The sequence below is a fragment of the Streptomyces sp. NPDC034085 genome (assembly GCF_055575555.1).
Genome location: NZ_JBVISL010000005.1, coordinates 269,358 through 292,776 on the forward strand (window position 1 = coordinate 269,358; position 23,419 = coordinate 292,776).

20 protein-coding genes are annotated in these 23,419 nt (G+C 73.4%); 9 read left to right on the forward strand and 11 right to left on the reverse strand.

Going from position 1 to position 23,419, the window contains the following annotated elements:
* Positions 1–30 precede the first annotated feature (30 nt).
* Complete coding sequence (gene paaN / locus ACZ501_RS19940) at positions 31–1,713, reverse strand: phenylacetic acid degradation protein PaaN (RefSeq protein ID WP_468796945.1); 1,683 nt, start codon at positions 1,711–1,713, stop codon at positions 31–33.
* A gap of 168 nt (positions 1,714–1,881) precedes the next feature.
* Here paaN and ACZ501_RS19945 point away from each other — a divergent pair, with 168 nt between their 5' ends.
* The gene (locus ACZ501_RS19945; protein WP_468796948.1) at positions 1,882–3,420 is read left to right on the forward strand and encodes a 3-hydroxyacyl-CoA dehydrogenase; all 1,539 of its coding nucleotides are present in this window, start codon (positions 1,882–1,884) and stop codon (positions 3,418–3,420) included.
* A complete protein-coding gene (locus ACZ501_RS19950) occupies positions 3,417–4,004 on the forward strand; it encodes a TetR/AcrR family transcriptional regulator (protein ID WP_361595858.1) in 588 nt (195 codons plus the stop codon). Before ACZ501_RS19945 ends, ACZ501_RS19950 begins: the two co-directional genes overlap by 4 nt.
* Positions 4,005–4,051: 47 nt before the next feature.
* Here ACZ501_RS19950 and ACZ501_RS19955 read toward each other — a convergent pair whose 3' ends face one another.
* The gene (locus ACZ501_RS19955; RefSeq protein ID WP_361595897.1) at positions 4,052–4,597 is read right to left on the reverse strand and encodes an Lrp/AsnC family transcriptional regulator; all 546 of its coding nucleotides are present in this window, start codon (positions 4,595–4,597) and stop codon (positions 4,052–4,054) included.
* A gap of 193 nt (positions 4,598–4,790) precedes the next feature.
* Here ACZ501_RS19955 and pdhA (ACZ501_RS19960) point away from each other — a divergent pair, with 193 nt between their 5' ends.
* Genes pdhA (ACZ501_RS19960) through ACZ501_RS19970 form a run of 3 tightly spaced genes read left to right on the forward strand, consistent with a single transcriptional unit; the run spans position 4,791 to position 8,292 of the window.
* Positions 4,791–5,927: a pyruvate dehydrogenase (acetyl-transferring) E1 component subunit alpha gene (pdhA, locus tag ACZ501_RS19960; protein WP_362454877.1), complete on the forward strand. Its 1,137-nt coding sequence runs from the start codon at positions 4,791–4,793 to the stop codon at positions 5,925–5,927.
* Complete coding sequence (locus tag ACZ501_RS19965; RefSeq protein ID WP_361595864.1) at positions 5,924–6,922, forward strand: alpha-ketoacid dehydrogenase subunit beta; 999 nt, start codon at positions 5,924–5,926, stop codon at positions 6,920–6,922. Before pdhA (ACZ501_RS19960) ends, ACZ501_RS19965 begins: the two co-directional genes overlap by 4 nt.
* Complete coding sequence (locus ACZ501_RS19970) at positions 6,922–8,292, forward strand: dihydrolipoamide acetyltransferase family protein (RefSeq protein ID WP_468796951.1); 1,371 nt, start codon at positions 6,922–6,924, stop codon at positions 8,290–8,292. Before ACZ501_RS19965 ends, ACZ501_RS19970 begins: the two co-directional genes overlap by 1 nt.
* A 124-nt stretch (positions 8,293–8,416) precedes the next feature.
* Here the strand turns inward: ACZ501_RS19970 and ACZ501_RS19975 are convergent, their stop codons facing one another.
* The 7 genes from ACZ501_RS19975 to ACZ501_RS20005 form a co-directional block, all read right to left on the reverse strand.
* Positions 8,417–9,394 (reverse strand): NAD(P)H-quinone oxidoreductase, encoded by a 978-nt coding sequence (locus ACZ501_RS19975; RefSeq protein ID WP_361610786.1) that lies wholly within the window; start codon positions 9,392–9,394, stop codon positions 8,417–8,419.
* Between the two features lie 20 nt (positions 9,395–9,414).
* The gene (locus ACZ501_RS19980) at positions 9,415–10,515 is read right to left on the reverse strand and encodes a potassium channel family protein (protein ID WP_361610785.1); all 1,101 of its coding nucleotides are present in this window, start codon (positions 10,513–10,515) and stop codon (positions 9,415–9,417) included.
* Positions 10,503–11,795 carry a molybdopterin molybdotransferase MoeA gene (locus tag ACZ501_RS19985; protein ID WP_468796954.1) on the reverse strand — a complete coding sequence of 431 codons (1,293 nt, stop codon included), beginning with the start codon at positions 11,793–11,795 and terminating at the stop codon, positions 10,503–10,505. Before ACZ501_RS19985 ends, ACZ501_RS19980 begins: the two co-directional genes overlap by 13 nt.
* A complete protein-coding gene (locus tag ACZ501_RS19990; RefSeq protein WP_361610781.1) occupies positions 11,792–12,670 on the reverse strand; it encodes an NTP transferase domain-containing protein in 879 nt (292 codons plus the stop codon). The genes ACZ501_RS19985 and ACZ501_RS19990 overlap by 4 nt, the downstream gene beginning before the upstream one ends.
* Before the next feature lie 648 nt (positions 12,671–13,318).
* Complete coding sequence (locus ACZ501_RS19995) at positions 13,319–13,858, reverse strand: bacterial proteasome activator family protein (protein ID WP_361596772.1); 540 nt, start codon at positions 13,856–13,858, stop codon at positions 13,319–13,321.
* A gap of 91 nt (positions 13,859–13,949) precedes the next feature.
* Positions 13,950–14,531, reverse strand: a complete 582-nt coding sequence (locus tag ACZ501_RS20000) for a hypothetical protein (RefSeq protein ID WP_468796957.1) — start codon at positions 14,529–14,531, stop codon at positions 13,950–13,952.
* 155 nt (positions 14,532–14,686) lie between these two features.
* Complete coding sequence (locus ACZ501_RS20005; protein WP_361596778.1) at positions 14,687–16,333, reverse strand: protein kinase domain-containing protein; 1,647 nt, start codon at positions 16,331–16,333, stop codon at positions 14,687–14,689.
* Positions 16,334–16,559: 226 nt separating this feature from the next.
* Here ACZ501_RS20005 and ACZ501_RS20010 point away from each other — a divergent pair, with 226 nt between their 5' ends.
* Entirely contained in the window at positions 16,560–18,173 is a 1,614-nt protein-coding gene (locus ACZ501_RS20010) for a protein kinase domain-containing protein (RefSeq protein WP_468796960.1), read from the forward strand.
* Between the two features lie 61 nt (positions 18,174–18,234).
* Here ACZ501_RS20010 and ACZ501_RS20015 read toward each other — a convergent pair whose 3' ends face one another.
* Entirely contained in the window at positions 18,235–18,678 is a 444-nt protein-coding gene (locus ACZ501_RS20015) for a pyridoxamine 5'-phosphate oxidase family protein (RefSeq protein WP_468796963.1), read from the reverse strand.
* 122 nt (positions 18,679–18,800) lie between these two features.
* Positions 18,801–19,460, reverse strand: coding sequence for a response regulator transcription factor (locus ACZ501_RS20020; protein ID WP_361596787.1), 660 nt, complete (start codon positions 19,458–19,460; stop codon positions 18,801–18,803).
* 325 nt (positions 19,461–19,785) lie between these two features.
* Between ACZ501_RS20020 and pdhA (ACZ501_RS20025) the strand changes: the two genes are divergently transcribed.
* Genes pdhA (ACZ501_RS20025) through ACZ501_RS20035 form a run of 3 tightly spaced genes read left to right on the forward strand, consistent with a single transcriptional unit; the run spans position 19,786 to position 23,409 of the window.
* Complete coding sequence (gene pdhA, locus ACZ501_RS20025) at positions 19,786–20,961, forward strand: pyruvate dehydrogenase (acetyl-transferring) E1 component subunit alpha (RefSeq protein ID WP_468796966.1); 1,176 nt, start codon at positions 19,786–19,788, stop codon at positions 20,959–20,961.
* Entirely contained in the window at positions 20,961–21,941 is a 981-nt protein-coding gene (locus tag ACZ501_RS20030; RefSeq protein WP_361596793.1) for an alpha-ketoacid dehydrogenase subunit beta, read from the forward strand. The genes pdhA (ACZ501_RS20025) and ACZ501_RS20030 overlap by 1 nt, the downstream gene beginning before the upstream one ends.
* A 13-nt stretch (positions 21,942–21,954) precedes the next feature.
* A complete protein-coding gene (locus ACZ501_RS20035) occupies positions 21,955–23,409 on the forward strand; it encodes a dihydrolipoamide acetyltransferase family protein (RefSeq protein WP_468796969.1) in 1,455 nt (484 codons plus the stop codon).
* Positions 23,410–23,419: the final 10 nt, after the last annotated feature.

Below are 23,419 nucleotides of genomic sequence, written 5' to 3' on the forward strand. Positions count from 1 at the left end.
CCGGAGCCCGGGCGCGCCGGCGCATGTGCGTCAGGCCTGGCGGCGGACCTCCACCACGCGGAAGCGGTTCGCGACGAACGCGCCGTCGCACAGCGCGGCGTTCGCCGCCGGGTTGCCGCCGGAGCCGTGGAAGTCGGAGAAGGCGGCGGTCTGGTTGACGAAGACCCCGCCCGTCAGGTTCAGCGACAGCTGCGCCGACTCCTCCAGGCAGACCTCCTCGACGGCCCGCTCGGTGTCCGGCGAGGTGGTGTAGGCGCCCACCGTCATGGCGCCCTTCTCCCGCACCGTGCGGCGCAGCAGCTCGAGGGCGTCCTCGGTGGAGTCCACCGCCACCGCGAAGGAGACCGGGCCGAAGCACTCGGAGAGGTAGGCCGCCTCCGGGTCCGGCTTGCCGGCGTCCAGCTTGACGATCACCGGGGTCCGCACGACCGCGTCCGGGAACTCGGGGTTCGCCACCTCACGGGAGGCCAGCGCGACCTCGCCGAGGCCGGCCGCCGCCTCCAGCCGCGCCTTGACGCCCGGGTTGACCAGGGCGCCCAGCAGCGCGTTGGCGCGGGCGTCGTCGCCCAGCAGGCCGCCGACGGAGGCCGCGAGGTCGGCGACGACCTCGTCGTACGACTTGTGGCCGGCGTCCGTCTCGATGCCGTCGCGGGGGATCAGCAGGTTCTGCGGGGTGGTGCACATCTGGCCGCTGTACAGGGACAGCGAGAACGCCAGGTTGGACAGCATCCCCTTGTAATCGCCGGTGGAGTCGACGACGACGGTGTTGACGCCCGCCTTCTCCGTGTAGACCTGCGCCTGCCGGGCGTTGGCCTCCAGCCAGTCCCCGAACTCCGTCGACCCGGTGTAGTCGATGATCTTGATTTCGGGGCGCACGGCCAGCGTCTTGGCGATGCCCTCGTCCGGGCGCTCGACCGCCAGCGCCACCAGGTTCGGGTCGAAGCCCGCCTCGGCCAGGACCTCGCGGGCGACCTTGACGGTCAGCGCCAGCGGCAGGACGGCGCGCGGGTGCGGCTTGACCAGCACGGCGTTGCCGGTGGCGAGGGAGGCGAACAGGCCGGGGTAGCCGTTCCAGGTGGGGAAGGTGTTGCAGCCGATCATCAGGGCGATGCCGCGCGGCACGGCCGTGAAGGTCTTGCCGAGCTCCAGCGGGTCCTTCTTGCCCTGCGGCTTCGACCAGGCGGCCTGCCCGGGAACCCGGGTCTGCTCCTCGTACGCGTAGGCCACCGCCTCCAGGCCGCGGTCCTGCGCGTGGGGGCCGCCCGCCTGGAAGGCCATCATGAAGGCCTGGCCGCTGGTGTGCATGACCGCGTGCGCGAACTCGTGCGTGCGCGCGCCGATCCGGGCCAGGATCTCGATGCAGACCAGGGCGCGCGTCTCGGGGCCGGCGTCCCGCCAGGCGCCCATGCCGGCGCGCATCGCGGGCAGCAGCACGTCCGGGTCGACGTGCGGGTACTCCACGCCGAGCTCCGGGCCGAAGGGGGAGACCTCGCCGCCGGCCCAGCCGTCGGTGCCGGGCTGCCCCAGGTCGAAGCGGGTGCCGCGGACGGCCTCGAAGGCGGCGAGCCCGTCGGCCGGGGCGCTCTCCCCGTAGGCCTTGGGGTGCTCGGGGTGCGGGGACCAGTAGGCGCGGCTGCGGATGGCATCCAGCGCCTGGTCCAGGGTGGTCCGGTGCTTCTCGGTCAGCTGGGGGACGGTGAGCTCGGCGGCCATCAGGGACCAACTCCTCGTTGAGCCGGGCGGGATCGGGCTGGTTCGCAGACCTGGGTTCAGGCAGGGGCGGGTGAAGAAGAGCAGACTGGAGTTAGAGTAACCGAACGATCGGTCGGTACAAGAGGGCCCGGCAGACCTGTGGACAACCGCGTGCGGGAGGATCAGGACATGACAGCAATCGAGCGGGCCCGCACTGTGGCGGTCATCGGCGCCGGGACCATGGGGCAGGGCATCGCCCAGGTCGCTCTCCTCGCAGGTCATGGCGTACGCCTCTACGACTCCGCCCCCGAGCGGGCCGGTGAGGCGGTGCAGGCCGTGGCCGGCCGGGTGGAGCGGCTGGTCGCCAAGGGCCGGCTGGACCGGGCCGAGGCCGACGACGCCGTCCGCCGCCTCGATGCCGCCGAGACCCTGACCGGGCTCGCCTCCGCCGCCCTGGTGATCGAGGCGATCGTGGAGGACGTCGCCGTCAAGCGCGAGCTGTTCGCGGCCCTCGAAGGGGTGGTTTCGCCCGACGCGCTGCTGGCCACCAACACCTCCTCCCTCTCCGTCACCGAGCTGGGCGCCGGCCTCGCGCACCCCGGGCGCTTCCTCGGCCTGCACTTCTTCAACCCGGCCCCGCTGCTCCCGCTCGTCGAGGTGGTCAGCGGCTCCGCGACCGACCCGGCCGCCGCCGAGAGCGCGTACCGCACGGTCCTGGGCTGGGGGAAGACGCCGGTCCGCTGCGCCGACACCCCCGGCTTCATCGTCAACCGGATCGCCCGCCCCTTCTACGCGGAGGCCTTCGCGGTGTACGAGGAGCAGGGCGCCGACCCCGCGACCATCGACGCCGTCCTGCGCGAGAGCGGCGGCTTCCGGATGGGCCCCTTCGAGCTGACCGACCTGATCGGCCAGGACGTCAACGAGGCCGTCACCCGCTCCGTCTGGGACTCCTTCTTCCACAGCCCCAAGTTCACCCCCTCGCTCGCGCAGCGCCGGCTCGTCCAGTCGGGCCGCCTCGGCCGGAAGTCCGGGCACGGCTGGTTCCCGTACGGCGAGGGCGCGAAGGTGCCCGCCCCGCACACGGCGGCCCCCGAGGCCGCGCCGGACAAGGTCACCGTCGTCGGTGACCTCGGCCCCGCCGCCGCCCTGGCCGGCCTCATGGAGGAGGCCGGGATCGCGGTCACGGCCACCGAGCACGGAGGCCCGTACATCCAGCTGCCCGGTGACGGCCAGCTGGTGCTCGCGGACGGCAAGACCTCGATCGAGTTCGACGACGTCGTCTACTTCGACCTCGCGCTGGACTACCGCGACGCGCCCCGGATCGCGCTCTCGGCCGGCGAGGACACCACCGAGCGGACCCTCGCCGAGGCGATCGGCCTCTTCCAGAAGCTCGGCAAGAAGGTCTCCGTCATCGGCGACGTCCCCGGCATGATCGTCGCCCGCACCGTCGCCATGCTGATCGACCTGACCGCCGACGCCGTGGCGCGCGGGGTGGCCTCCGCCGAGGACATCGACACCGCGATGCGGCTCGGCGTCAACTACCCGCTGGGCCCCGCCGAGTGGCACGACCGGCTCGGCCGGGACTGGGCGTACGACCTGCTGCACCACCTCGACGAGCGGTGTCCCGGCGGGCGGTACGCGCCCTCGCTGGCGCTGTTCAAGCTGGGCTACGCGGGGGGCGAGGACGAGGGCGCCGACGGGGACGAGGACACGGAGGGGACCGCGTGACGACGGCCAGGCGGGACACCTACACCCCGGAGACGCTCCTGTCCGTCGCCGTCCAGGTCTTCAACGACCGGGGCTACGACGGCACCTCCATGGAGCACCTCTCCAAGGCGGCCGGCATCTCCAAGTCCTCGATCTACCACCACGTCGCGGGCAAGGAGGAGCTGCTGCGCCGGGCCGTCAGCCGGGCCCTGGACGGCCTCTTCGCGATCCTGGAGGAGCCCGGCGCCGTACGGGGCCGCGCGGTCGCGCGCGTCGAGTACGTCACGCGCCGCACGGTCGAGGTCCTGGTCGCGGAACTGCCGTACGTGACCCTGCTGCTGCGGGTGCGCGGCAACACCCGGACCGAGCGCTGGGCCCTGGAGCGCCGCCGCGAGTTCGACCACCAGGTCGCGGAGCTCCTCAAGGCGGCCGCCGCCGACGGGGACCTGCGGGCCGACGTGGACATCCGGCTCGCCACCCGCCTGCTGTTCGGCATGGTGAACTCCCTGGTCGAGTGGTACCGCCCGCACCCGGGCACCACCCCCGACCAGCTCGCGGACGCGGTCGTCAGCATGGCCCTGGACGGTCTGCGCACCAAGCCGTAGCGGAGCCCGGCCGGGAGCCGGCCGGGCGGCGCCCCCGCCCGTACGGCTCAGTCCTCCGGGAGGCCCGCCGGGCCGCCGGCGGGCGGACCCGGGTCCAGCAGATCCGTTTCCTCGAACACCAGCAGCGTGCGCGTCGACAGCACCTCCGGAATGGCCTGCAGACGGGTCAGGACCAGCTCCCGCAGCGTGCGGTTGTCCGGGGTGTGGACCAGCAGCAGTACGTCGAAATCCCCGCTGACCAGCGCGATGTGGGCCGCCCCCGGAAGTTCGCGCAGCTTCTCGCGCACCGTGCGCCAGGAGTTCTGGACGATCTTCAGGGTGATGTACGCGGACGCGCCCTGGCCCGCGCGCTCGTGGTTGACCCGGGCCGTGAAGCCGCGGATCACCCCGTCGTCGATCAGCCGGTTGATCCGCGCGTAGGCGTTGGCCCGCGAGACGTGCACCTGCTCCGCCACCGAACGTATCGACGCGCGGCCGTCCGCCTGGAGCAACCGCATGATCGAACGGTCGATGGGGTCCAGGGGCCGGGGCGGGACCGGTGCGCCGGACGGGGCGCCCCCCGGCGGGACCGGTCCGGCACCCGCTCCGGCCATTTGTTCATCCGGCATCGCCCACTGCCTCCCTCTCCTGGACGTCCTGCACCCATCCCACGGCCCCGCAGCCAGTTTGTCCACAGCCTGGAGCCGCCTGTAGCCAAATTGCGCCGACGACCGAACAATCGGTTGGTGAGGCGCCTCACATCCGCGGCGCTCCCTGCCCGCTTCCCACGAGGAGGTGTACGCCGCCATGACGGTCCAAGAGCTGCCCGGTGCCGGTGCGCCGCACCGTGTCACCCCGCCGCCCGCCTGGAGGCCCCGCACGGAGGCCGCTCCGCTGCTGCCGGACCCCGAGCCCTACCGGGTGCTGGGCACTCCGGCGGCGGAGGGGCTCGACCCCGCGCTGATGCGCCGCTACTACGCCGAGCTCGTGCGCGGCCGCCGCTACAACGCGCAGGCCACCGCGCTGACCCGGCAGGGCCGTCTCGCCGTGTACCCCTCCACCGTGGGGCAGGAGGCCGCCGAGATCGCGGCCGCGCTGGTCCTGGAGGAGCAGGACTGGCTCTTCCCGAGCTACCGCGACACCCTCGCGGCCGTGGCGCGCGGGCTGGACCCCGTACAGGCCCTGACGCTGCTGCGCGGCGACTGGCACACCGGGTACGACCCGCGGGAGCACCGCATAGCCCCCCTGTGCACCCCCCTCGCCACCCAGCTGCCGCACGCGGTGGGCCTCGCGCATGCCGCGCGGCTGCGCGGTGACGAGGTCGTCGCGCTCGCCATGGTCGGCGACGGCGGCACCAGCGAGGGCGACTTCCACGAGGCGCTGAACTTCGCGGCCGTCTGGCAGGCCCCCGTGGTCTTCCTGGTGCAGAACAACGGCTTCGCCATCTCCGTACCGCTCGCCAAGCAGACCGCCGCCCCCACGCTGGCCCACAAGGCCGTCGGATACGGGATGCCCGGCCGGCTGGTCGACGGCAACGACGTCGCCGCCATGCACGAGGTCCTCACCGAGGCCGTGAAGCGGGCGCGCGCGGGCGGCGGACCGACCCTGATCGAGGCCGTCACCTACCGGATGGAGGCCCACACCAACGCCGACGACGCCACCCGCTACCGCTCCGACGCCGAGGTCGAGGCCTGGAAGGCGCACGACCCGGTGCAGCTGCTGGAGCGCGAGCTGACCGCCCGCGGCATCCTGGACGACGCGGGCATCGAGGAGGCGCGCGACGCGGCCGAGGCGATGGCGGCGGACCTGCGCGAGCGGATGAACGCCGAGCCGGTGCTGGACCCGATGGACCTCTTCGCGCACGTGTACGCGGAGCAGACCGGCCGGCTGCGCGAGCAGGCCGCCATGCTGCGCACCGAACTGGAAGCCGAGGACGCGTCATGACGACCGTCGCTGTGAAGCCCGCGACGATGGCGCAGGCGCTCACCCGTGCCATGCGCGACGCGATGGCCGAGGACCCGGCCGTCCACGTGATGGGCGAGGACGTCGGGGCGCTCGGCGGGGTCTTCCGGATCACGGACGGACTCGTGAAGGAGTTCGGCGAGGACCGGGTCACGGACACCCCGCTGGCCGAGGCCGGGATCCTGGGCACCGCGGTCGGCATGGCCATGTACGGGCTGCGGCCGGTCGTGGAGATGCAGTTCGACGCGTTCGCCTACCCGGCCTTCGAGCAGCTCATCTCGCACGTGGCGAAGATGCGCAACCGCACCCGCGGCGCGATGCCGCTGCCGATCACCATCCGCGTGCCGTACGGCGGCGGCATCGGCGGCGTCGAGCACCACTGCGACTCCTCCGAGGCCTACTACACGGCCACGCCGGGGCTCACCGTCGTGACCCCGGCGACGGTCGAGGACGCGTACGGGCTGCTGCGCGCCTCGATCGCGAGCGACGACCCGGTCGTCTTCCTGGAACCGAAGCGGCTCTACTGGTCGAAGGCGCAGTGGTCGCCGGAGGCGCCCGCGGCCGTACCGGGCATCGGCACGGCCCTGGTCCGCCGGGCCGGTACGAGCGCCACCCTGATCACCTACGGGCCCTCGCTGCCGCTCTGCCTGGAGGCGGCCGAGGCGGCCCGCGAGGAGGGCTGGGACCTGGAGGTCGTGGACCTGCGCTCGCTCGTCCCCTTCGACGAGGAGACGGTCGTCGCCTCCGTACGCCGGACCGGGCGCGCGGTGGTGGTACACGAGGCCGGCGGCTTCGGCGGCCCCGGGGCGGAGATCGCCGCCCGCGTGACCGAGCGCTGCTTCCACCACCTGGAGGCACCCGTGCTGCGCGTGACGGGCTTCGACATCCCGTACCCGCCGCCGATGCTGGAGAAGCACCACCTGCCGGGAGTGGAACGGATCCTGGACGCAGTGGCCCGCCTGCAGTGGGAGAACTGATGCCGCAGGTCATGGAGTTCAAGCTGCCGGACCTCGGCGAGGGCCTGACCGAGGCCGAGATCGTGCGGTGGCTGGTGGCCGTGGGCGACGTCGTCGCCATCGACCAGCCGGTCGTCGAGGTCGAGACGGCCAAGGCGATGGTGGAGGTGCCCTGCCCGTACGGCGGCGTGGTCACCGCCCGGTTCGGCGAGGAAGGCGAGGAGCTGCCGGTCGGCGCCCCGCTGATCACCGTGGCGGTCGGTGCGCAGTCGGCGCCCGCCGGGGCCGGTGAGGCCACCGGAGCGGAGGCCGAAGGCTCCGGCGACGCGCCGCGGCCGCTGATCGGCTACGGCTCGGACCACTCGCGCCCGGCGCGTCGGCGGCGGGTGCGACCCGTCACCGCCGCGGTGTCGGCGCCGGTCGTGGCCCCGGCCCCGGCCCCCGTCGTGACGGCTCCGGCCGCTCCCGCGGCCCCCGTCGTGGCGGCTCCGGCGGCTCCGGCGGCTCCCGCCGGGCCGGTGCCCGTCATCTCGCCGCTCGTGCGCAAGCTGGCCCGGGACAACGGGGTCGACCTGCGGGCGCTGCGCGGGTCGGGGCCGGAGGGCCTGATCCTGCGGGCCGACGTGGAGGCGGTGCTGCGGAACGCCCAGTCCGCGTCCGCGCCCGCCGAGCCCGTCACCGCGGCGGCCGTGTCGGCGCCGGCGGGGGAGCGGATCCCGCTCAAGGGGCTGCGGGGCGCCGTGGCGGAGAAGCTCTCGCGCAGCCGGCGGGAGATCCCCGAGGCCACGTGCTGGGTCGACGCGGACGCCACCGAGCTGATGGCCGCGCGGGCGGCGATGAACGCCGTGGACGGCCCGAAGATCTCGGTGCTGGCGCTGCTGGCCCGGATCTGCACCGCCGCGCTCGCCCGGTACCCGGAGCTCAACTCCACGGTCGACCTCGCCGCCAACGAGATCGTCCGGCTCCCGGCCGTGCACCTGGGCTTCGCCGCGCAGACCGAGCGGGGGCTGATGGTCCCGGTGGTCCGGGACGCCCAGACGCGCAGCCCGGAGTCCCTGTCGGCCGAGTTCGCCCGGCTGACCGAGCTGGCCCGGGCGGGGAAGCTGGCCCCCTCCGACCTGACCGGCGGGACGTTCACCCTCAACAACTACGGGGTGTTCGGCGTGGACGGCTCCACGCCGATCATCAACCACCCCGAGGCGGCCATGCTGGGTGTGGGCCGGATCATCCCGAAGCCGTGGGTCCACCGGGGCGAGCTGGCCGTCCGCCAGGTCGTGCAGCTGTCCCTGACCTTCGACCACCGCGTCTGCGACGGCGGCACGGCGGGCGGCTTCCTGCGGTACGTGGCCGACTGCGTGGAGAACCCGGCCGTTCTGCTGCGCGGGCTGTAGGGGGCCGACCGGTCCGGGGGCGGGGGCCGGGTTGCCGCTGCGCGACCCTGCGGGGGCTCCGCCCCCGCACCCCCGCACCGCGAACCCCCGCGCGGGCTGGATCCTCCAGCCCGCGCGGCGGACGTCAGAACGTCAGCAGCAGCTTGCCCACGTGGGTGCTGGCCTCCATGACCCGGTGCGCCTCGGCCACCTCGGCGATCGGGTACGCCGCGTGCACCACCGGGCGGACCCGGCCGGAGGCGACCAGCGGCCACACGTGCTCCCGTACGGCCGCGATGATGGCCGCCTTCTCCTCCAGCGGACGGGTCCGCAGCGTGGTCGCCGTGATCGCCGCCCGCTTCGTCAGCAGGGTGCGCAGGTCCAGCTCGGCCTTCACCCCGCCCTGGAGGCCGATGATGGCGAGCCGGCCGTTCACGGCCAGCGCGTCCAGGTTCCGCGCCAGGTACTTCGCGCCCATGATGTCCAGGACCACGTCCGCCCCGGCACCGCCCGTCGCGGCCCGCAGCTCCTCCACGAAGTCCTGCTCGCGGTAGTCGATCAGGACGTCCGCGCCCAGCTCGGCGCAGCGCGCCAGCTTCTCCTTGCCGCCCGCCGTCACCGCCACCCGCGCCCCGACGGCCTTGCCGAGCTGGATCGCCATGGTGCCGATCCCGCTGGAACCGCCGTGTACCAGCAGGGTCTCGCCCGGCCGCAGCCCCGCCACCATGAAGACGTTGGACCACACCGTCGCGACGACCTCCGGCAGCGCGGCCGCCGTCACCAGGTCCACGCCCTTGGGCACCGGCAGCAGCTGACCCGCCGGGACGGCCACCCGTTCGGCGTACCCGCCGCCGGACAGCAGCGCGCACACCTCGTCGCCCACTGCCCAGCCGGACACCCCCGGCCCGAGCGCGACGACGCGCCCGGAGCACTCCAGGCCGGGGTACCGGGAGGCGCCGGGCGGCGGATCGTAGAACCCCTGCCGTTGCAGGACGTCGGCGCGGTTCACGGCGCTCGCCGCGACCTCGACGAGCACCTCCCCCTCGCCCGCCACCGGATCGGGTACCTCTGCCCAGACCAGGGCCTCGGGGCCGCCGGGCTGCTCGATCGTGATCGCATGCATGGCCCGAAAATCTACCGGTCCTACTCCACCGGGCCCAGGGTGACCTGAGGACCCGTCGGGGGAACGGCCCGGACGATGGTGATCACGCGGTCCGTCAGCTGGAGCGGGCTCGCGTGCGGGTCGTCGTACGGGAGCAGCCGGTGGCCGCGCAGGACGCTCACGACGAGGTCGCCGGTCTCCCGGACGTTGCGGCCCACCTCCGACTTGTTGACGGGCCGTTCGATCAGGTCGAGGCCGCTGCCCTGCTGGATCAGGTCCTCCATCACGGTGCCCGCGCTCGGGCTGAGCACCGACAGGCCCAGCAGCCGGCCCGCCGCGCTGGCGCTCGTGATGACCGCGTCCGCCCCGGACTGCTTCAGCAGCGGCGCGTTCTCCTCTTCCCGCACCGCCGCGACGATCTTCGCACCGCGGTTGAGCTGCCGGGCCGTCAGCGTCACCAGGACCGCGGTGTCGTCCCGCTGCGTGGCGATGATGATCTGACGGGCCTTCTGGAGCTCGGCCCGCAGCAGCACCTCCGAGCGGGTGGCATCGCCGATGACCCCGGTGAAGCCCTCCGAGTTGGCGATGTCGATCACCTTGGCGCTGGGGTCCACGATGACGACCTGCTCCCTCGGCAGGCCGGTCGCCAGCAGCGTCTGCAGGGCGGAGCGGCCCTTGGTGCCGAAGCCGACGACGACCGTGTGCTCACGCAAGTTGTTCCTCCAGCGGTTCAGCCGCCATTCTTCGCGGGTGCGTTCGGTCAGCACCTCCAGGGTGGTGCCGACCAGGATGATCAGGAACAGCACGCGCAGCGGGGTGATCAGCAGGATGTTGACCAGCCGCGCGCTGTCGCTGAAGGGGACGATGTCCCCGTAGCCCGTGGTCGACAGCGTCACGGTCGCGTAGTAGACGCAGTCGAGGAAGTCGACCTTCTCGTTGGCGTTGTCGTGGTAGCCCTCGCGGTCGAGCCAGACGATCAGCACCGTCAGGCAGAGCACGAAGAGGGCCATCAGCAGCCGCCGGGTGACCTGCCGCAGCGGTTTCTCGACCACGCGCGTGGGGAGTTTGATGCGGCGTGAGACCAGTTTCTCGTCGGCGCCCCGCGCCATGGCGTCCTGGCCGTGAAGTTTCACGTGAAACATCCCCCCGAAGCCCAGGGCAGGTCGAGGATCTCCAGGTCCTGCCCCGACCGTGCGCCGTGCGGCGGTACGACGGCCAGCGCGTCGGCGGCCGCCACCCCGCGCAGCATGGCCGGGCCGTTGTAGCGCAGCGGTACGGCGTGCTCGTCGGTCAGCAGCACCGGCACCAGCCGGGTGTCGTACGGGTGCCCGGGCACGTCCCCCTCCACCGGCACCGTGTAGCGGGGCCGCTGGCGGCGCCCGGCGAGGGCGCGCAGCAGCGGTTCGGCCAGCGTCAGCAGCCCGGAGACGGCGGCGAGCGGGTTTCCGGGCAGGCCGACCAGGTGGCGGGGCTGCTCCTGGCCGCCGAGGCGGGCCAGCAGCATGGGGTGCCCCGGGCGCACCGCGACGCCGTCCACCAGCAGCTCGGCTCCCGCGCGGCGCAGCACGGGGTGGACGTGGTCGACGGGGCCGGAGGCGGTGCCGCCGGTGGTGATGACGACGTCCGCGGTGGATCCGGTGACCGCTTCCAGCAGGGCTTCGGCCCCGGCCGGGTCGTCGCCGATCCGGCGCGTGCCGGTGACCTCGGCGCCGAGCCGGGTGATCCAGGGGCCGAGCATGGGGCTGAGGGCGTCCCGGATCAGGCCGTCGTGCGGGCGGCCCGCGGTGAGCAGTTCGTCCCCGAGGACCAGGACCTCCACGCGGGGCCGGGGCCGGGTGACCAGCTCGTCGTACCCGGCGGCCGCGGCGAGGCCGAGCACGGCCGGGGTGACGAGGGAGCCCACGGGCAGCAGCAGATCGCCCGAGCGGCACTCCTGGCCGCGCGGACGGATGTCCTGACCGGTGGTCACGGGCCGGGCGGCGTGCAGCTGGGTGCCGGACTCGCGGGCGTGCTCGCTGCGGATCACGGCGGTGGTCTCGGCGGGCACCCGGGCGCCGGTGGCGATCCGTACGGCCTCGCCGTCGCCGAGCGGCGCGGGCGGCTCGTCCCCGGCGAGGATCCCCCCGCCGGGCCGGACCTGCCAGGGGCCGGGGCCGGCGACGGCCCAGCCGTCCATGGCCGAGGTGTCGAAGGAGGGCAGGTCGCTGAGGGCTTCGAGCGGGGCGGTCAGCACCTCGCCGAGGGCGTCCGCGAGCGGTACCCGACGGGTGCGGGCCGGCACGGCGGTCCCGGCGCGTGCGGCGGTCTCGCGGGCGCGCAGCCAGGGGACGGCGCGGTGGCCGCCGGTGCCGCCGGCGTCGGGGGTGCGGCTGACCAGGGCGAGGGCCTCGTCCAGGGCGCCGTCGGCGTCGGTGCGGGTCATCCGGAGCCGGTCTCCTCGGGGTGGGGGGGCTGGGCCTCGGCGGCCCAGCGCAGGGCCAGGTCGGCGGCCTTGCGGGAGGCTTCGGCCACGGCCTGGGCGGGGTCGGCGCCGGCGGCCTCGGCGCGGGCGGCCGCGTAGCCGACGAGGAAGGTCGTCAGTGGAGCGGCGGGCCGCGCCACGCCGTGGGCGGCGTCACGGGCGAGGTCGAGCAGGGTCGCGACGTCGACGGGGAGGTCGTCGATCCCGAGTTCGTTCTTGGCGGCGGTGATCCAATGCTCCAGCACGCTCCCATGCTCCCTGATCCGGGCGCGGGCGGCTGCCAGGTCCTCCCAGGTGTCGCAGTCGAAGGAGGCGAGTGGCGCGGAGGCGCCCACGGTGGCCAGATCCAGCTCGGCGGTGAGCGCGCGCAGCGGGAGGCCGTGGAGGGTGCCGTGCTCGGTGGCGAGCAGGGCGATCTCGCGGCGCAGGGGCTCCGCGCGGTAGGCGGCGACGAGCGGCTGGTCGCGGCCGTCGGCGTCCCGCAGCAGGGCCCCGTCGCGCGGGCCGTCGGCGGCGGACGCGAGCAGGGTGCGGACGGTGTCCCGGTCGAGGAAGGGCAGGTCGGCGGAGAGTACGAGGACCAGCGGGGCGGTGGTCCGGCGGACCCCGGCGTCCAGCGCGGCCACCGGGCCGCCGCCGGGCGGGTCCTCGCGGGTCCAGGTGACCGGCCGTGCCGTTGCCCTCCGGGCGCCGACCACGACGGTCCCGGCGGCGTCCGGGCAGGCCGCCAGGACGCGGTCGAGGAGGGTGCGGCCGCCGACGTGGAGGGTGGGTTTGTCGGCCCCGCCGAGGCGCCGGGCGGCGCCGCCGGCGAGGACGATGGCGTCGTAGCTCATGCCCTTGAGTATGCGCGGGCCGTTGCGGGCGGGGCCGCCCACGTGGCGGGGCGGTTGGCCGGGCCGGCGCCTGCGGGTGGCGTGCCGCTGCGCGGAGCGGTCCCCTCCCCGCCCTTCGCCCGTTCCCCGGGCCCTGCCCGGCCCCGCGCCTCAAGCGCCGGCGGGGCTGAAAGACCCCGGGGTTGCGCCCCGGCCCCGCGCCTCGAACGCCGGTGGGGCTGGAAGGCCCTGGGGTTGCACCCCGGACCCCCCGCGCCTCAAGCGCCGGCGGGGTTGGGAGGCCCTGGGGTTGCGCCCCGGACCGCGCGCCTCAAGCGCCGGCGGGGTTGGGAGGCCCTGCGGCTGCGCCCCGGACCGCGCGCCTCGAACGTCGGCGGGGCTGGAAGGCCCTGGGGCTGCGCCCAGACCCCGCGCCTCAAGCGTCGGCGGGGCTGGAAGACCCTGGGGCTGCGCCCAGACCCCGCGCCTCGAACGTCGGCGGGGCTGAAAGACCCTGGGGCCCGCCCCGGACCTCGCGCCTCGAACGTCGGCGGGGCTGAGAGGCCCTGGGGCTGCGCCCCGGACCCCGCGCCTCAAACGCCGGCGGGGCTGAAAGACCCCGGCCCCGGCCCCGGTTCCGAGGCCGGGGGCCGGTGTGGCCGGTGGGGGCTACAGGTAGGGGCCCGAGCGGACTGCTCCGTGGGGGCCGTCTTCGTCTTCGTCCGCGGAGCCGCCCGGCGGGAGGGCGCGGCGCATCTGTTCCAGCTGGGCCCGCGCCGCCATCTGCTGCGCGAACAGGGCCGTCTGGATGCCGTGGAAGAGGCCCTCCAGCCACCCCACCAACTGCGCCTGCGCGATCCGCAGTTCCGCCTCGGAGGGGACCGCCTCCTCGGTGAACGGCAGGGAGAGCCGCTCCAGTTCCTCGACCAGCTCCGGCGCGAGGCCGTCTTCGAGTTCCTTCACCGACGCCGCGTGGATGTCCTTGAGACGGACCCGGCTGGCCTCGTCCAGAGGGGCGGCGCGTACTTCTTCCAGAAGTTGCTTGATCATGCTGCCGATGCGCATGACCTTGGCGGGCTGTTCGACCATCTCCGTCACCGGGACCTCGCGCGACTCGTCATCGGTGCCGCCGACCGCCATCCCGTCCTGGCCCACGATCAGCACGTGCGGGGGGCTGTCCTGCGACCGTTCACTCCTCGGCATCTCCATGCCGTCATTCTCTCGCACGGCTGCGTACGTACACGGTGTGCCCCCGCGCAGGCGTGATCCACCCTGTCCGGGGACACGACCTCGGCCGGTCCTACCGCCCCCGCCGCAGCCGCACGCCCATGTACCCGAGCCCCAGCCCCATCAGGGCCAGCCCGGTGCCCAGCGGCAGGAGGTGCGCGGCCAGCTCGGCGAGCCGTTCGTTGGGTTCGGTGCCGAGCGCGGTGACGGGGGCCGACGGGCTCGGGGCGGCGCCCGGCGGGGTCGGGGGCCGCGGGTGCTCCCGGGGCGGGTGCCCCGGACGCACCGGCTCGCCGGGGCGCACCGGGTGCCCCGGCTGCACGGGGTGGAGCGGCTGCACGGGGTGGAGCGGCTGGAGCGGCTGGACCGGCCGTACGGGGTGGACCGGACGCACCGGGCGGGAGACGGCGACGAAGCCGGGGCCGACCGGCTCGTCGGCGGGCCGCCCGGGGTGCTCCCGGCCGACGCCCGCGGCACTGCCGGCGAGTTCCTCGTACGCCTCCTGCGGTACGTCGGCCTCCTCGTCGGCGACGGCCGGCGCGGCGGCGGACGGGGCGCGGGCGGGGGTGGCGCTCGCGGGCGCGGCGGCCAGCAGCGCGGCGGCCGCCAGCGCGGCCGCGGCGGCCCAGGGCGGCACGCGGAGGCGTTGAGTCACGGGGTGCCCCTCCCCTTCCGTGCGGCCCGGACGCCCGGTGTCGAGGCGCCGGACTCAGGTTCACACGTTGGGGCAAATCCGGCACTTCGGGCGGTCCGTCAGGGTGCCCGGGGCGCCCGTACCACCGAGTCGGCGGTACGGGCGGGAGGCGGTGCCTACTGCGGGTCGCCCGTGGAGACGACCAGCGTGAACAGCGTGCCCTCCTTGGCCACGTCGCTGCCGGACGCCGGCAGCTGCTCCAGGACGGTGTCCTGGCCGTAGACGGCCTCGTCGCGCTCCTGGATCTCGAACCTCCAGCCCGCGGCCTGGATGCACTCCTTCACCGAGCGCAGGTTCTTGTACCGGAAGTCGGGCGCCACCACCTTGGTGGCGTCCTTGTAGGCCTTCGTCGGGCTCTTGCACTTCTCCGGGTCGATCGTGCGCGAGGGGTCCGGCCCCTTGTGGCCGGCCGCTGCCGCCGCCGAGCCGGAGGGGGACGCCGCGGCGGACGGGGAGTCGTTGCCGCCCTTGTCGTCGTCCATGTTCAGCACCGCGATCAGACCGCCGATGGCCAGCAGCGCCACCACGATCGCCCCGACCACGACCGGCGTGTTCCGCTTCCCGCCGCCCGAGGAGGCCGCGGGGCCGGACGGGGCCGAGGGCGAGATGGTGAACGGCGGCGGCGTCTGCGGTGCGTACTGCTGCTGCGGCACCGGGGTGTGCGGGTAGGCGTAACCGCCCTGCTGCTGCGTCTGCGGGGCGTACGGGGACGGCGGCGGGGTCTGCGCCTGGTACGGCTGCTGGAGCGACTGCGGCGGCGGCGCCTGGAAGCCGGAGTCCACCGGCGGGAACACGGCCGAGCCCACGCCCGCCCCGCTGCCGCCGGTCGCGGCACCCGGGACGATGACCGGGGCGCCGGTCTGCCCGGCCGACATCACCCGCAGGATCTCGTCCCGCATGGCCGTGGCCGTGGGGAAGCGCTCGTTCGGGTTCTTCTTCAGGGCCCGCGCCACCAGGGCGTCCATCGCCGGGGTGACCGCCCGGTTGATGGTCGAGGGAGCCACCGGCTCCTCCTGGACGTGCGCGTACGCGATGGCCAGCGGCGAGTCCGCGTCGAAGGGGATGCGGCCCGTCAGCAGCTGGAACAGCATGATGCCGACGGAGTACAGGTCGGAGCGGGCGTCGACGCCGCGCCCCAGCGCCTGCTCGGGCGACAGGTACTGCGGGGTGCCGACGACCATGCCGGTCTGCGTCATCGACGTGACCCCCGACTGCATGGCCCGGGCGATGCCGAAGTCCATCACCTTGACGACGTCGCGCTTGGTCATCATCACGTTGCCGGGCTTGATGTCGCGGTGGACCAGGCCCATCTCGTGGCTGGTCTCCAGCGCGGCCAGGACGTCGGCCGTCACCTTGAGCGCCTTGTCCGCGGGCATGGCCCCGTACTGGCGGATGTCCGCGTCGAGCACGGAGCCGAGCGGCCGGCCCTCCACGTACTCCATGACGATGTACGGCATGACCGCCTCGTCGCCCCGGCCGGAGCCGAAGGTGACCGTGCCCTCGCCGGTGTCGAAGACCGAGACGATGTTGGTGTGCGACAGTTTGGCAACAGCCTGCGCTTCACGCCGGAAGCGCTCGCGGAAGGACGCCTCGCGCCCGAGTTCGCTGTGCAGGGTCTTGATGGCGACCTGGCGGTCGAGCGCGGAGTCGTACGCGAGGTAGACGGAGGCCATGCCCCCCTCGCCCAGCAAATCCCTTAGCTGGTAACGGCCACCGGCCAGGGAGCCGCCTGCGTACCGGCCCTGTGTGGCGTCCTGGCTCATGACTGTTGCTTCCCCTCGGGCTGTGTCCCTACGCGTCTGGCTGAGCGCATGTCGCGCCCAGTCTGCCGGAGGGCAAGCACACGTCAAGCCGGTGCCCGCTGCGTGACCACGGGCCTACGGGGTGTCTGTGTCCGAACGGTGACCGGTTCCGAGGCTGTAGCGTTCATCGGAGCACCCGAAGAGGACCCACCGCTAGAGCGGACGAGAGAGACGACGGCGAGGACTGATGGCACCCGAACCCGAGGAAAACGGCGCCGGGATGGCCGACGGTCCTGAGCACTGGGGCGCGGGCGGTCTCGTGGGGGACGGCCGCTACCGGCTGACCCACCGCCTGGGCCGCGGCGGCATGGCCGAGGTGTTCGCGGCGGAGGACGTACGGCTGGGCCGCACCGTGGCCGTGAAGCTGCTCCGGGCGGACCTGGCCGAGGACCCGGTCTCCAAGGCCCGCTTCACCCGCGAGGCGCAGTCGGTCGCCGGCCTCAACCACCACGCCGTCGTCGCCGTGTACGACTCCGGCGAGGACCGGGTCGGCCCGAACGTGGTCCCCTACATCGTGATGGAGCTGGTCGAGGGCCGCACCATCCGCGAACTCCTGCTCAGCGCCGAGGCGCCGGGGCCCGAGCAGGCGCTCATCATCGTGTCGGGCGTGCTGGAAGCGCTCGCGTACTCGCACCAGCACGGCATCGTGCACCGGGACATCAAGCCCGCCAACGTCATCATCACCCACGCCGGCGCCGTGAAGGTGATGGACTTCGGCATCGCCCGCGCCCTGCACGGCGCGCAGTCGACGATGACCCAGACCGGCATGGTCATGGGCACCCCGCAGTACCTGTCGCCGGAACAGGCCCTCGGCAAGGCCGTGGACCACCGCAGCGACCTGTACGCCACCGGCTGCCTGCTCTACGAACTCCTCGCGCTGCGGCCCCCCTTCACCGGCGAGACCCCGCTGTCCGTCGTCTACCAGCACGTCCAGGACGCGCCGGTGCCGCCCTCGCAGCTGCCCGAGGGCCACTCCATCCCGCAGGAACTCGACGGCCTGGTCATGCGGTCGCTCGCCAAGGACCCGGACGACCGGTTCCAGAGCGCCGAGGAGATGCGCGGGCTCGTCCAGTACGCGCTCCAGATGCTCCAGGACCAGGGGGCCAACACCGGCACCTGGAACACCGGACCCGTCACCATGACGCTCCCGCACGGCCAGCCGGGCGGCGCGGCCACCTCGGCGATGACGTCCGCGCCCAACGGCGGACCGCGGCGCCCGCAGTACACCGCGCACGGCACGACCTCGCAGTTCCAGCAGCCGATGGTCCCGCCGCTGAACCCGGACGACGGCACGGCCTTCCCCGGCGGCGGCAACCACGGCCACGGCGGCGGCCACAACGGCCACAACGGGTACGACGGCTACGACAACCGCCCCGGCGGCAAGTGGAAGGCGTGGCTCTTCGCGGTGCTCGCCGTGCTGGCCATCGCCGGCGGTGTGGCGTACGCGGTCAAGTTCGGCGGCCTCGGCGTCGGTGACGGCGGCAACAAGCCCAAGACGAAGGTGAGCACGCCGGCCCCGTCGCAGAGCAGCGGCGGCAACTCGCCGGAGACCCCGGCGACCACGCCGAGCCCGGAGACCGACCGCTCGCACGACGAGGAGACGTACAACCCGGCGCCGAAGCCCAGCAAGTACACGCCGAGCACCAACCCCTCGACGCCGAGCACCAACCCCTCGACGCCGAAGACCACCCCGCCCGTGGAGCCGACGCCGAAGACCACCCCGCCGGTGGAGCCGACCGCGAAGCCCACCCCGCCGACGACCGGGGGCGGCGGCGCGAGTCCTGCGGGCGAGGACGGTTAAATGCCCGAAGGGGCCCGGAGGAAGAAATTCCGCCGGGCCCCTTTTCGCATGTCGGGGCAGGTCACAGGGCGTGTCGGCAGGGCCGGGCCGGAGAGCCGCCGAAGCTCTCGCCGACCGGGCTCCCTGCCAGGGTGTGCACGGTGACGAGCTGGGGTTCGATGCGCAGGTACACGGGGTCGAAGACTTCCCCGTCCATGAAATGCGGCGCCGGACCGAATAGTTCCAGTTCTGCGGTGGACGGCTCGACGAGCTCGGCCGTACCGGTGAACTGCACCGTCCACAGGGTCGGCTCGCCGGAATTGCAGTTGTCCGCCCCATAGGCGACGACACTGCCGCCGCACGCCCGGGGGCAGCCGTCACCGGCGTGCATTCTCAGCAGGACCCGGCCGTCCGCCACGACGTGGCGGGCGACGGCGAGGAAGGGCAGCGCGCGCACGCTGGTGGCCACCCGTCCGTAGGGGACGCGGCGCAGCAGTTCGAGGGCGTGGAATTCCTCCGGGGACATGCAGCCACACTCGAACACCGGCGGAGCGCTGGAACAGAGGACCACGCCCCGACGGGCCGGGACGTTGGTCCCGAATCGAGCCGCGCCGGAGCCGTACTGGCGAGTCGTCGGAGCGAGTCGTCCTAGCGCCGTTCCGCCTGGAGGCGGGCCACGTACGCGGCGGCCTGGGACCGGCGCTCCATGCCCAGCTTGGACAGCAGGCTGGAGACGTAGTTCTTGATGGTCTTCTCGGCCAGGTGCAGGCGCTCGCCGATCACCCGGTTGGTCAGGCCCTCGCCGATCAGGTCGAGGATCCTGCGCTCCTGCTCGGTGAGGTGCGAGAGCCGGTCGTCACCCTTGCCGTTCTTGCCGTCGCGCAGCCGCTCCAGCACGCGCGCGGTGGCCACCGGGTCCAGCAGCGACTTGCCGGCCGCCACCTCGCGCACGGCGCTGAGCAGCTCGTTCCCGCGGATCGCCTTGAGGACGTAGCCGGAGGCGCCCGCCATGATCGCGTCGAACAGCGCCTCGTCGTCGGCGAAGGAGGTCAGCATCAGGCACTTGACGTCCTCGTCCTGCGAGCGTACCTCGCGGCAGACCTCGACACCGCTGCCGTCCGGAAGGCGCACGTCGAGGACCGCGACGTCGGGGCGGGTGGCGGGGATGCGGACCAGCGCGTCGGCGGCGGTGCCGGCCTCACCGACGATCTCGATGTCCTCTTCGACCGACAAAAGCTCGTGAACGCCCCGGCGTACCACTTCGTGGTCATCCAGGAGAAATACCTTGATTTTTCCATCTTCGCGCACAAACTCATCTTCACACACTCACCCCTTCCCTGCCGGAGTTACCCGGGATAACGTGCCGTTGTTCCGGCCCCCTGCAAGGCTGTGACCAGTGGATGTTCCCCAGGCGGCCGATTTACTTGGATATCCAAGCAAAATCGCAGGTCAAACGGGGTTTCGCAGTTATGCGTCGCACTGGGTAACGTGCTGTGCGCAGGGCACTCGCCGGGGCACCTGTCACGCCTGAATCCGTTACGCGCCGTGCACCCACCCCGTGTGCGGGTACGGATACAGGTGAGCCGCACTGGTCCCCGGAGAACCCGGGTGCCGGACCGACGGAGGAGCACACGTGACCGTGGAGAGCACTGCCGCGCGCAAGCCGCGACGCAGCAGCGGCACCAAGCGGGCGGCCGGCAAGACCGCCGCCGCCGCGCAGAGTGCCGAGCCCCAGCTCGTACAGCTGCTGACGCCCGAGGGCAACCGGGTCGACGACCCCGAGTTCGCCCCCTATGTCGCCGACATCACCGCCGACGACCTGCGCGGGCTGTACCGCGACATGGTCCTGACCCGCCGTTTCGACTCCGAGGCCACCGCCCTCCAGCGCCAGGGCGAGCTGGGCCTGTGGGCCTCGCTGCTCGGCCAGGAGGCCGCGCAGATCGGCTCCGGCCGGGCCCTGCGCGACGACGACTACGTCTTCCCGACCTACCGGGAGCACGGCGTGGCCTGGTGCCGCGGCGTCGACCCGACCAACCTGCTCGGCATGTTCCGCGGTGTGAACCACGGCGGATGGGACCCGAACACCAACAACTTCCACCTGTACACGATCGTCATCGGCTCGCAGACGCTGCACGCCACCGGCTACGCCATGGGCGTGGCCAAGGACGGCGCCGACTCCGCGGTGATCGCCTACTTCGGCGACGGCGCCTCCAGCCAGGGCGACGTGGCCGAGGCCTTCACCTTCTCGGCCGTCTACAACTCGCCCGTGGTGTTCTTCTGCCAGAACAACCAGTGGGCGATCTCCGAGCCGACCGAGCGCCAGATGCGCGTGCCGCTCTACCAGCGCGCGCAGGGCTTCGGCTTCCCGGGCGTCCGTGTCGACGGCAACGACGTCCTGGCCTGCCTGGCGGTCACCCGCTGGGCGCTGGAGCGCGCCCGCCGCGGGGAGGGTCCGACCCTGGTCGAGGCGTTCACGTACCGCATGGGCGCCCACACCACCTCCGACGACCCGACCAAGTACCGGCTCGACGAGGAGAGGGCGGCCTGGGAGGCGAAGGACCCGATCCTGCGCCTGAAGGCCCACCTGCTGGCCTCCGGCGGCGCCGACGAGGCGTTCTTCGAGGGGCTGGAGACCGAGAGCGAGGCCCTCGGCAAGCGGGTGCGCGAGGTCGTGCGCGCCATGCCCGACCCCGACACCATGGCGATCTTCGAGAACGTCTACGCGGACGGGCACGCGCTCGTCGACGAGGAGCGCGCCCAGTTCGCGGCCTACCTCGCTTCCTTCGAGCCGGCCGAGGAGGGTCACTGATGGCTGTCGAGAAGATGTCGATCGCGAAGGCGCTCAACGAGTCGCTGCGCAAGGCCCTCGAGACGGACCCCAAGGTCCTGATCATGGGTGAGGACGTCGGCAAGCTGGGCGGTGTCTTCCGGATCACCGACGGCCTGCAGAAGGACTTCGGCGAGGAGCGGGTCATCGACACCCCGCTCGCCGAGTCCGGCATCGTCGGGACCGCCATCGGCCTGGCCCTGCGCGGCTACCGGCCGGTCGTGGAGATCCAGTTCGACGGCTTCGTCTTCCCCGCGTACGACCAGATCGTCACGCAGCTCGCGAAGATGCACGCCCGCGCCCTCGGCAAGATCAAGATGCCGGTCGTCGTCCGCATCCCGTACGGCGGCGCGATCGGTGCCGTCGAGCACCACAGCGAGTCCCCCGAGGCGCTCTTCGCGCACGTCGCGGGCCTGAAGGTGGTCTCGCCGTCGAACGCGAGCGACGCGTACTGGATGCTCCAGCAGGCGATCCTGAGCGACGACCCGGTGATCTTCTTCGAGCCGAAGCGCCGCTACTGGGACAAGGGCGAGGTCGATGTCGAGGCCATCCCCTACGAGCTGCACAAGGCGCGCGTGGCGCGCGAGGGCTCGGACCTCACCCTCGCGGCGTACGGCCCGATGGTGAAGGTCTGCCTGGAGGCGGCGGCCGCGGCGGCCGAGGAGGGCAAGTCGGTGGAGGTCCTGGACCTGCGCTCGATGTCCCCGATCGACTTCGACGCGATCCAGGCGTCGGTGGAGAAGACCCGCCGTCTGGTCGTCGTCCACGAGGCTCCGGTCTTCCTCGGTACCGGCTCCGAGATCGCCGCACGCATCACGGAGCGGTGCTTCTACCACCTGGAGGCGCCGGTGCTGCGCGTGGGCGGCTTCCACGCCCCGTACCCGCCGGCCCGCCTGGAGGACGAGTACCTGCCGGGCCTGGACAGGGTGCTCGACGCCGTCGACCGCTCGCTGGCGTACTGAGGAGAGCACCGCCATGACGATCCGCGAATTCAAGATGCCCGACGTGGGCGAGGGCCTCACCGAGGCAGAGATCCTCAAGTGGTACGTCCAGCCGGGTGACACCGTCACCGACGGGCAGGTCGTCTGCGAGGTCGAGACGGCGAAGGCGGCCGTGGAGCTGCCGATCCCCTTCGACGGGGTGGTGCACGCGCTGCTCTTCGAGGAGGGCGTGACGGTCGACGTCGGCCAGGTCATCATCTCCGTCGAGACCGGCGCCGCAGGCGGCGCGGAGGCCCAGGCCGAAGCCCCGGTGGCGGCCGCCGCCCCGGCCGCGGCTCCCGCCGCCGAGGAGCCGGCGCCCGAGGGCCGCCAGCCCGTCCTCGTCGGCTACGGCGTCTCCCAGGCCTCCACCAAGCGCCGCCCGCGCAAGGCCCCCGCGGCCGCGCAGAACGGCACGGCCGCCCCGGCGGCCGTCGCCCCGGCCGTGGTCCCGGCGCAGCCGGCCCCCGCCGCGGCGGCGCCCGCCGCCCCGCAGAACGGAACCGCGCTGCCGGCGGGGGAGCGTCCGCTGGCCAAGCCGCCCGTGCGCAAGCTCGCCAAGGACCTCGGCATCGACCTGGCCGCCGTGGTCCCCACCGGCGAGGGCGGGGTCGTGACCCGGGAGGACGTGCACGCCGCCGCGGCGGCGGCGATCACCCCGCAGCAGGCCGCCCCGGCGGCCGCGCCCGCACCGGTCTCCGTACCGGCCGCCGCACCGGCCCCGGCCGAGACGGCGTCCGCGGCCGGCGCCCGGGAGACCCGTATCCCGGTCAAGGGCGTCCGCAAGGTCACCGCCCAGGCCATGGTCGGCTCCGCCTTCACCGCGCCCCACGTCACGGAGTTCATCACCCTCGACGTGACCCGCACGATGAAGCTGGTCCAGGAGCTGAAGGAGGATCCGGACCTCGCGGGCCTGCGGATCAACCCGCTTCTCCTGATCGCCAAGGCCGTCCTCATCGCCGTCCGCCGCAACCCGGAGGTCAACGCCTCCTGGGACGAGGCGGCCCAGGAGATCGTGCTCAAGCACTACGTCAACCTGGGCATCGCGGCGGCCACCCCGCGCGGGCTGATCGTCCCGAACATCAAGGACGCCCACGCCAAGAGCCTGGCGGAGCTGTCGACGGCCCTGTCCGACCTGGTCGCCACGGCCCGCGACGGCAAGACATCCCCGGCCGACATGCAGAACGGCACCCTCACCATCACCAACGTCGGCGTCTTCGGCGTCGACACCGGTACGCCCATCCTGAACCCCGGCGAGTCCGCGATCCTCGCGGTCGGTGCGATCAAGCTCCAGCCGTGGGTCCACAAGGGCAAGGTGAAGCCGCGCCAGGTCACCACCCTGGCCCTGTCCTTCGACCACCGCCTGATCGACGGAGAGCTCGGCTCGAAGTTCCTCGCCGACATCGCGGCGGTCCTGGAACACCCGCGCCGGCTGGTCACCTGGTCGTAGCGCGCACGCC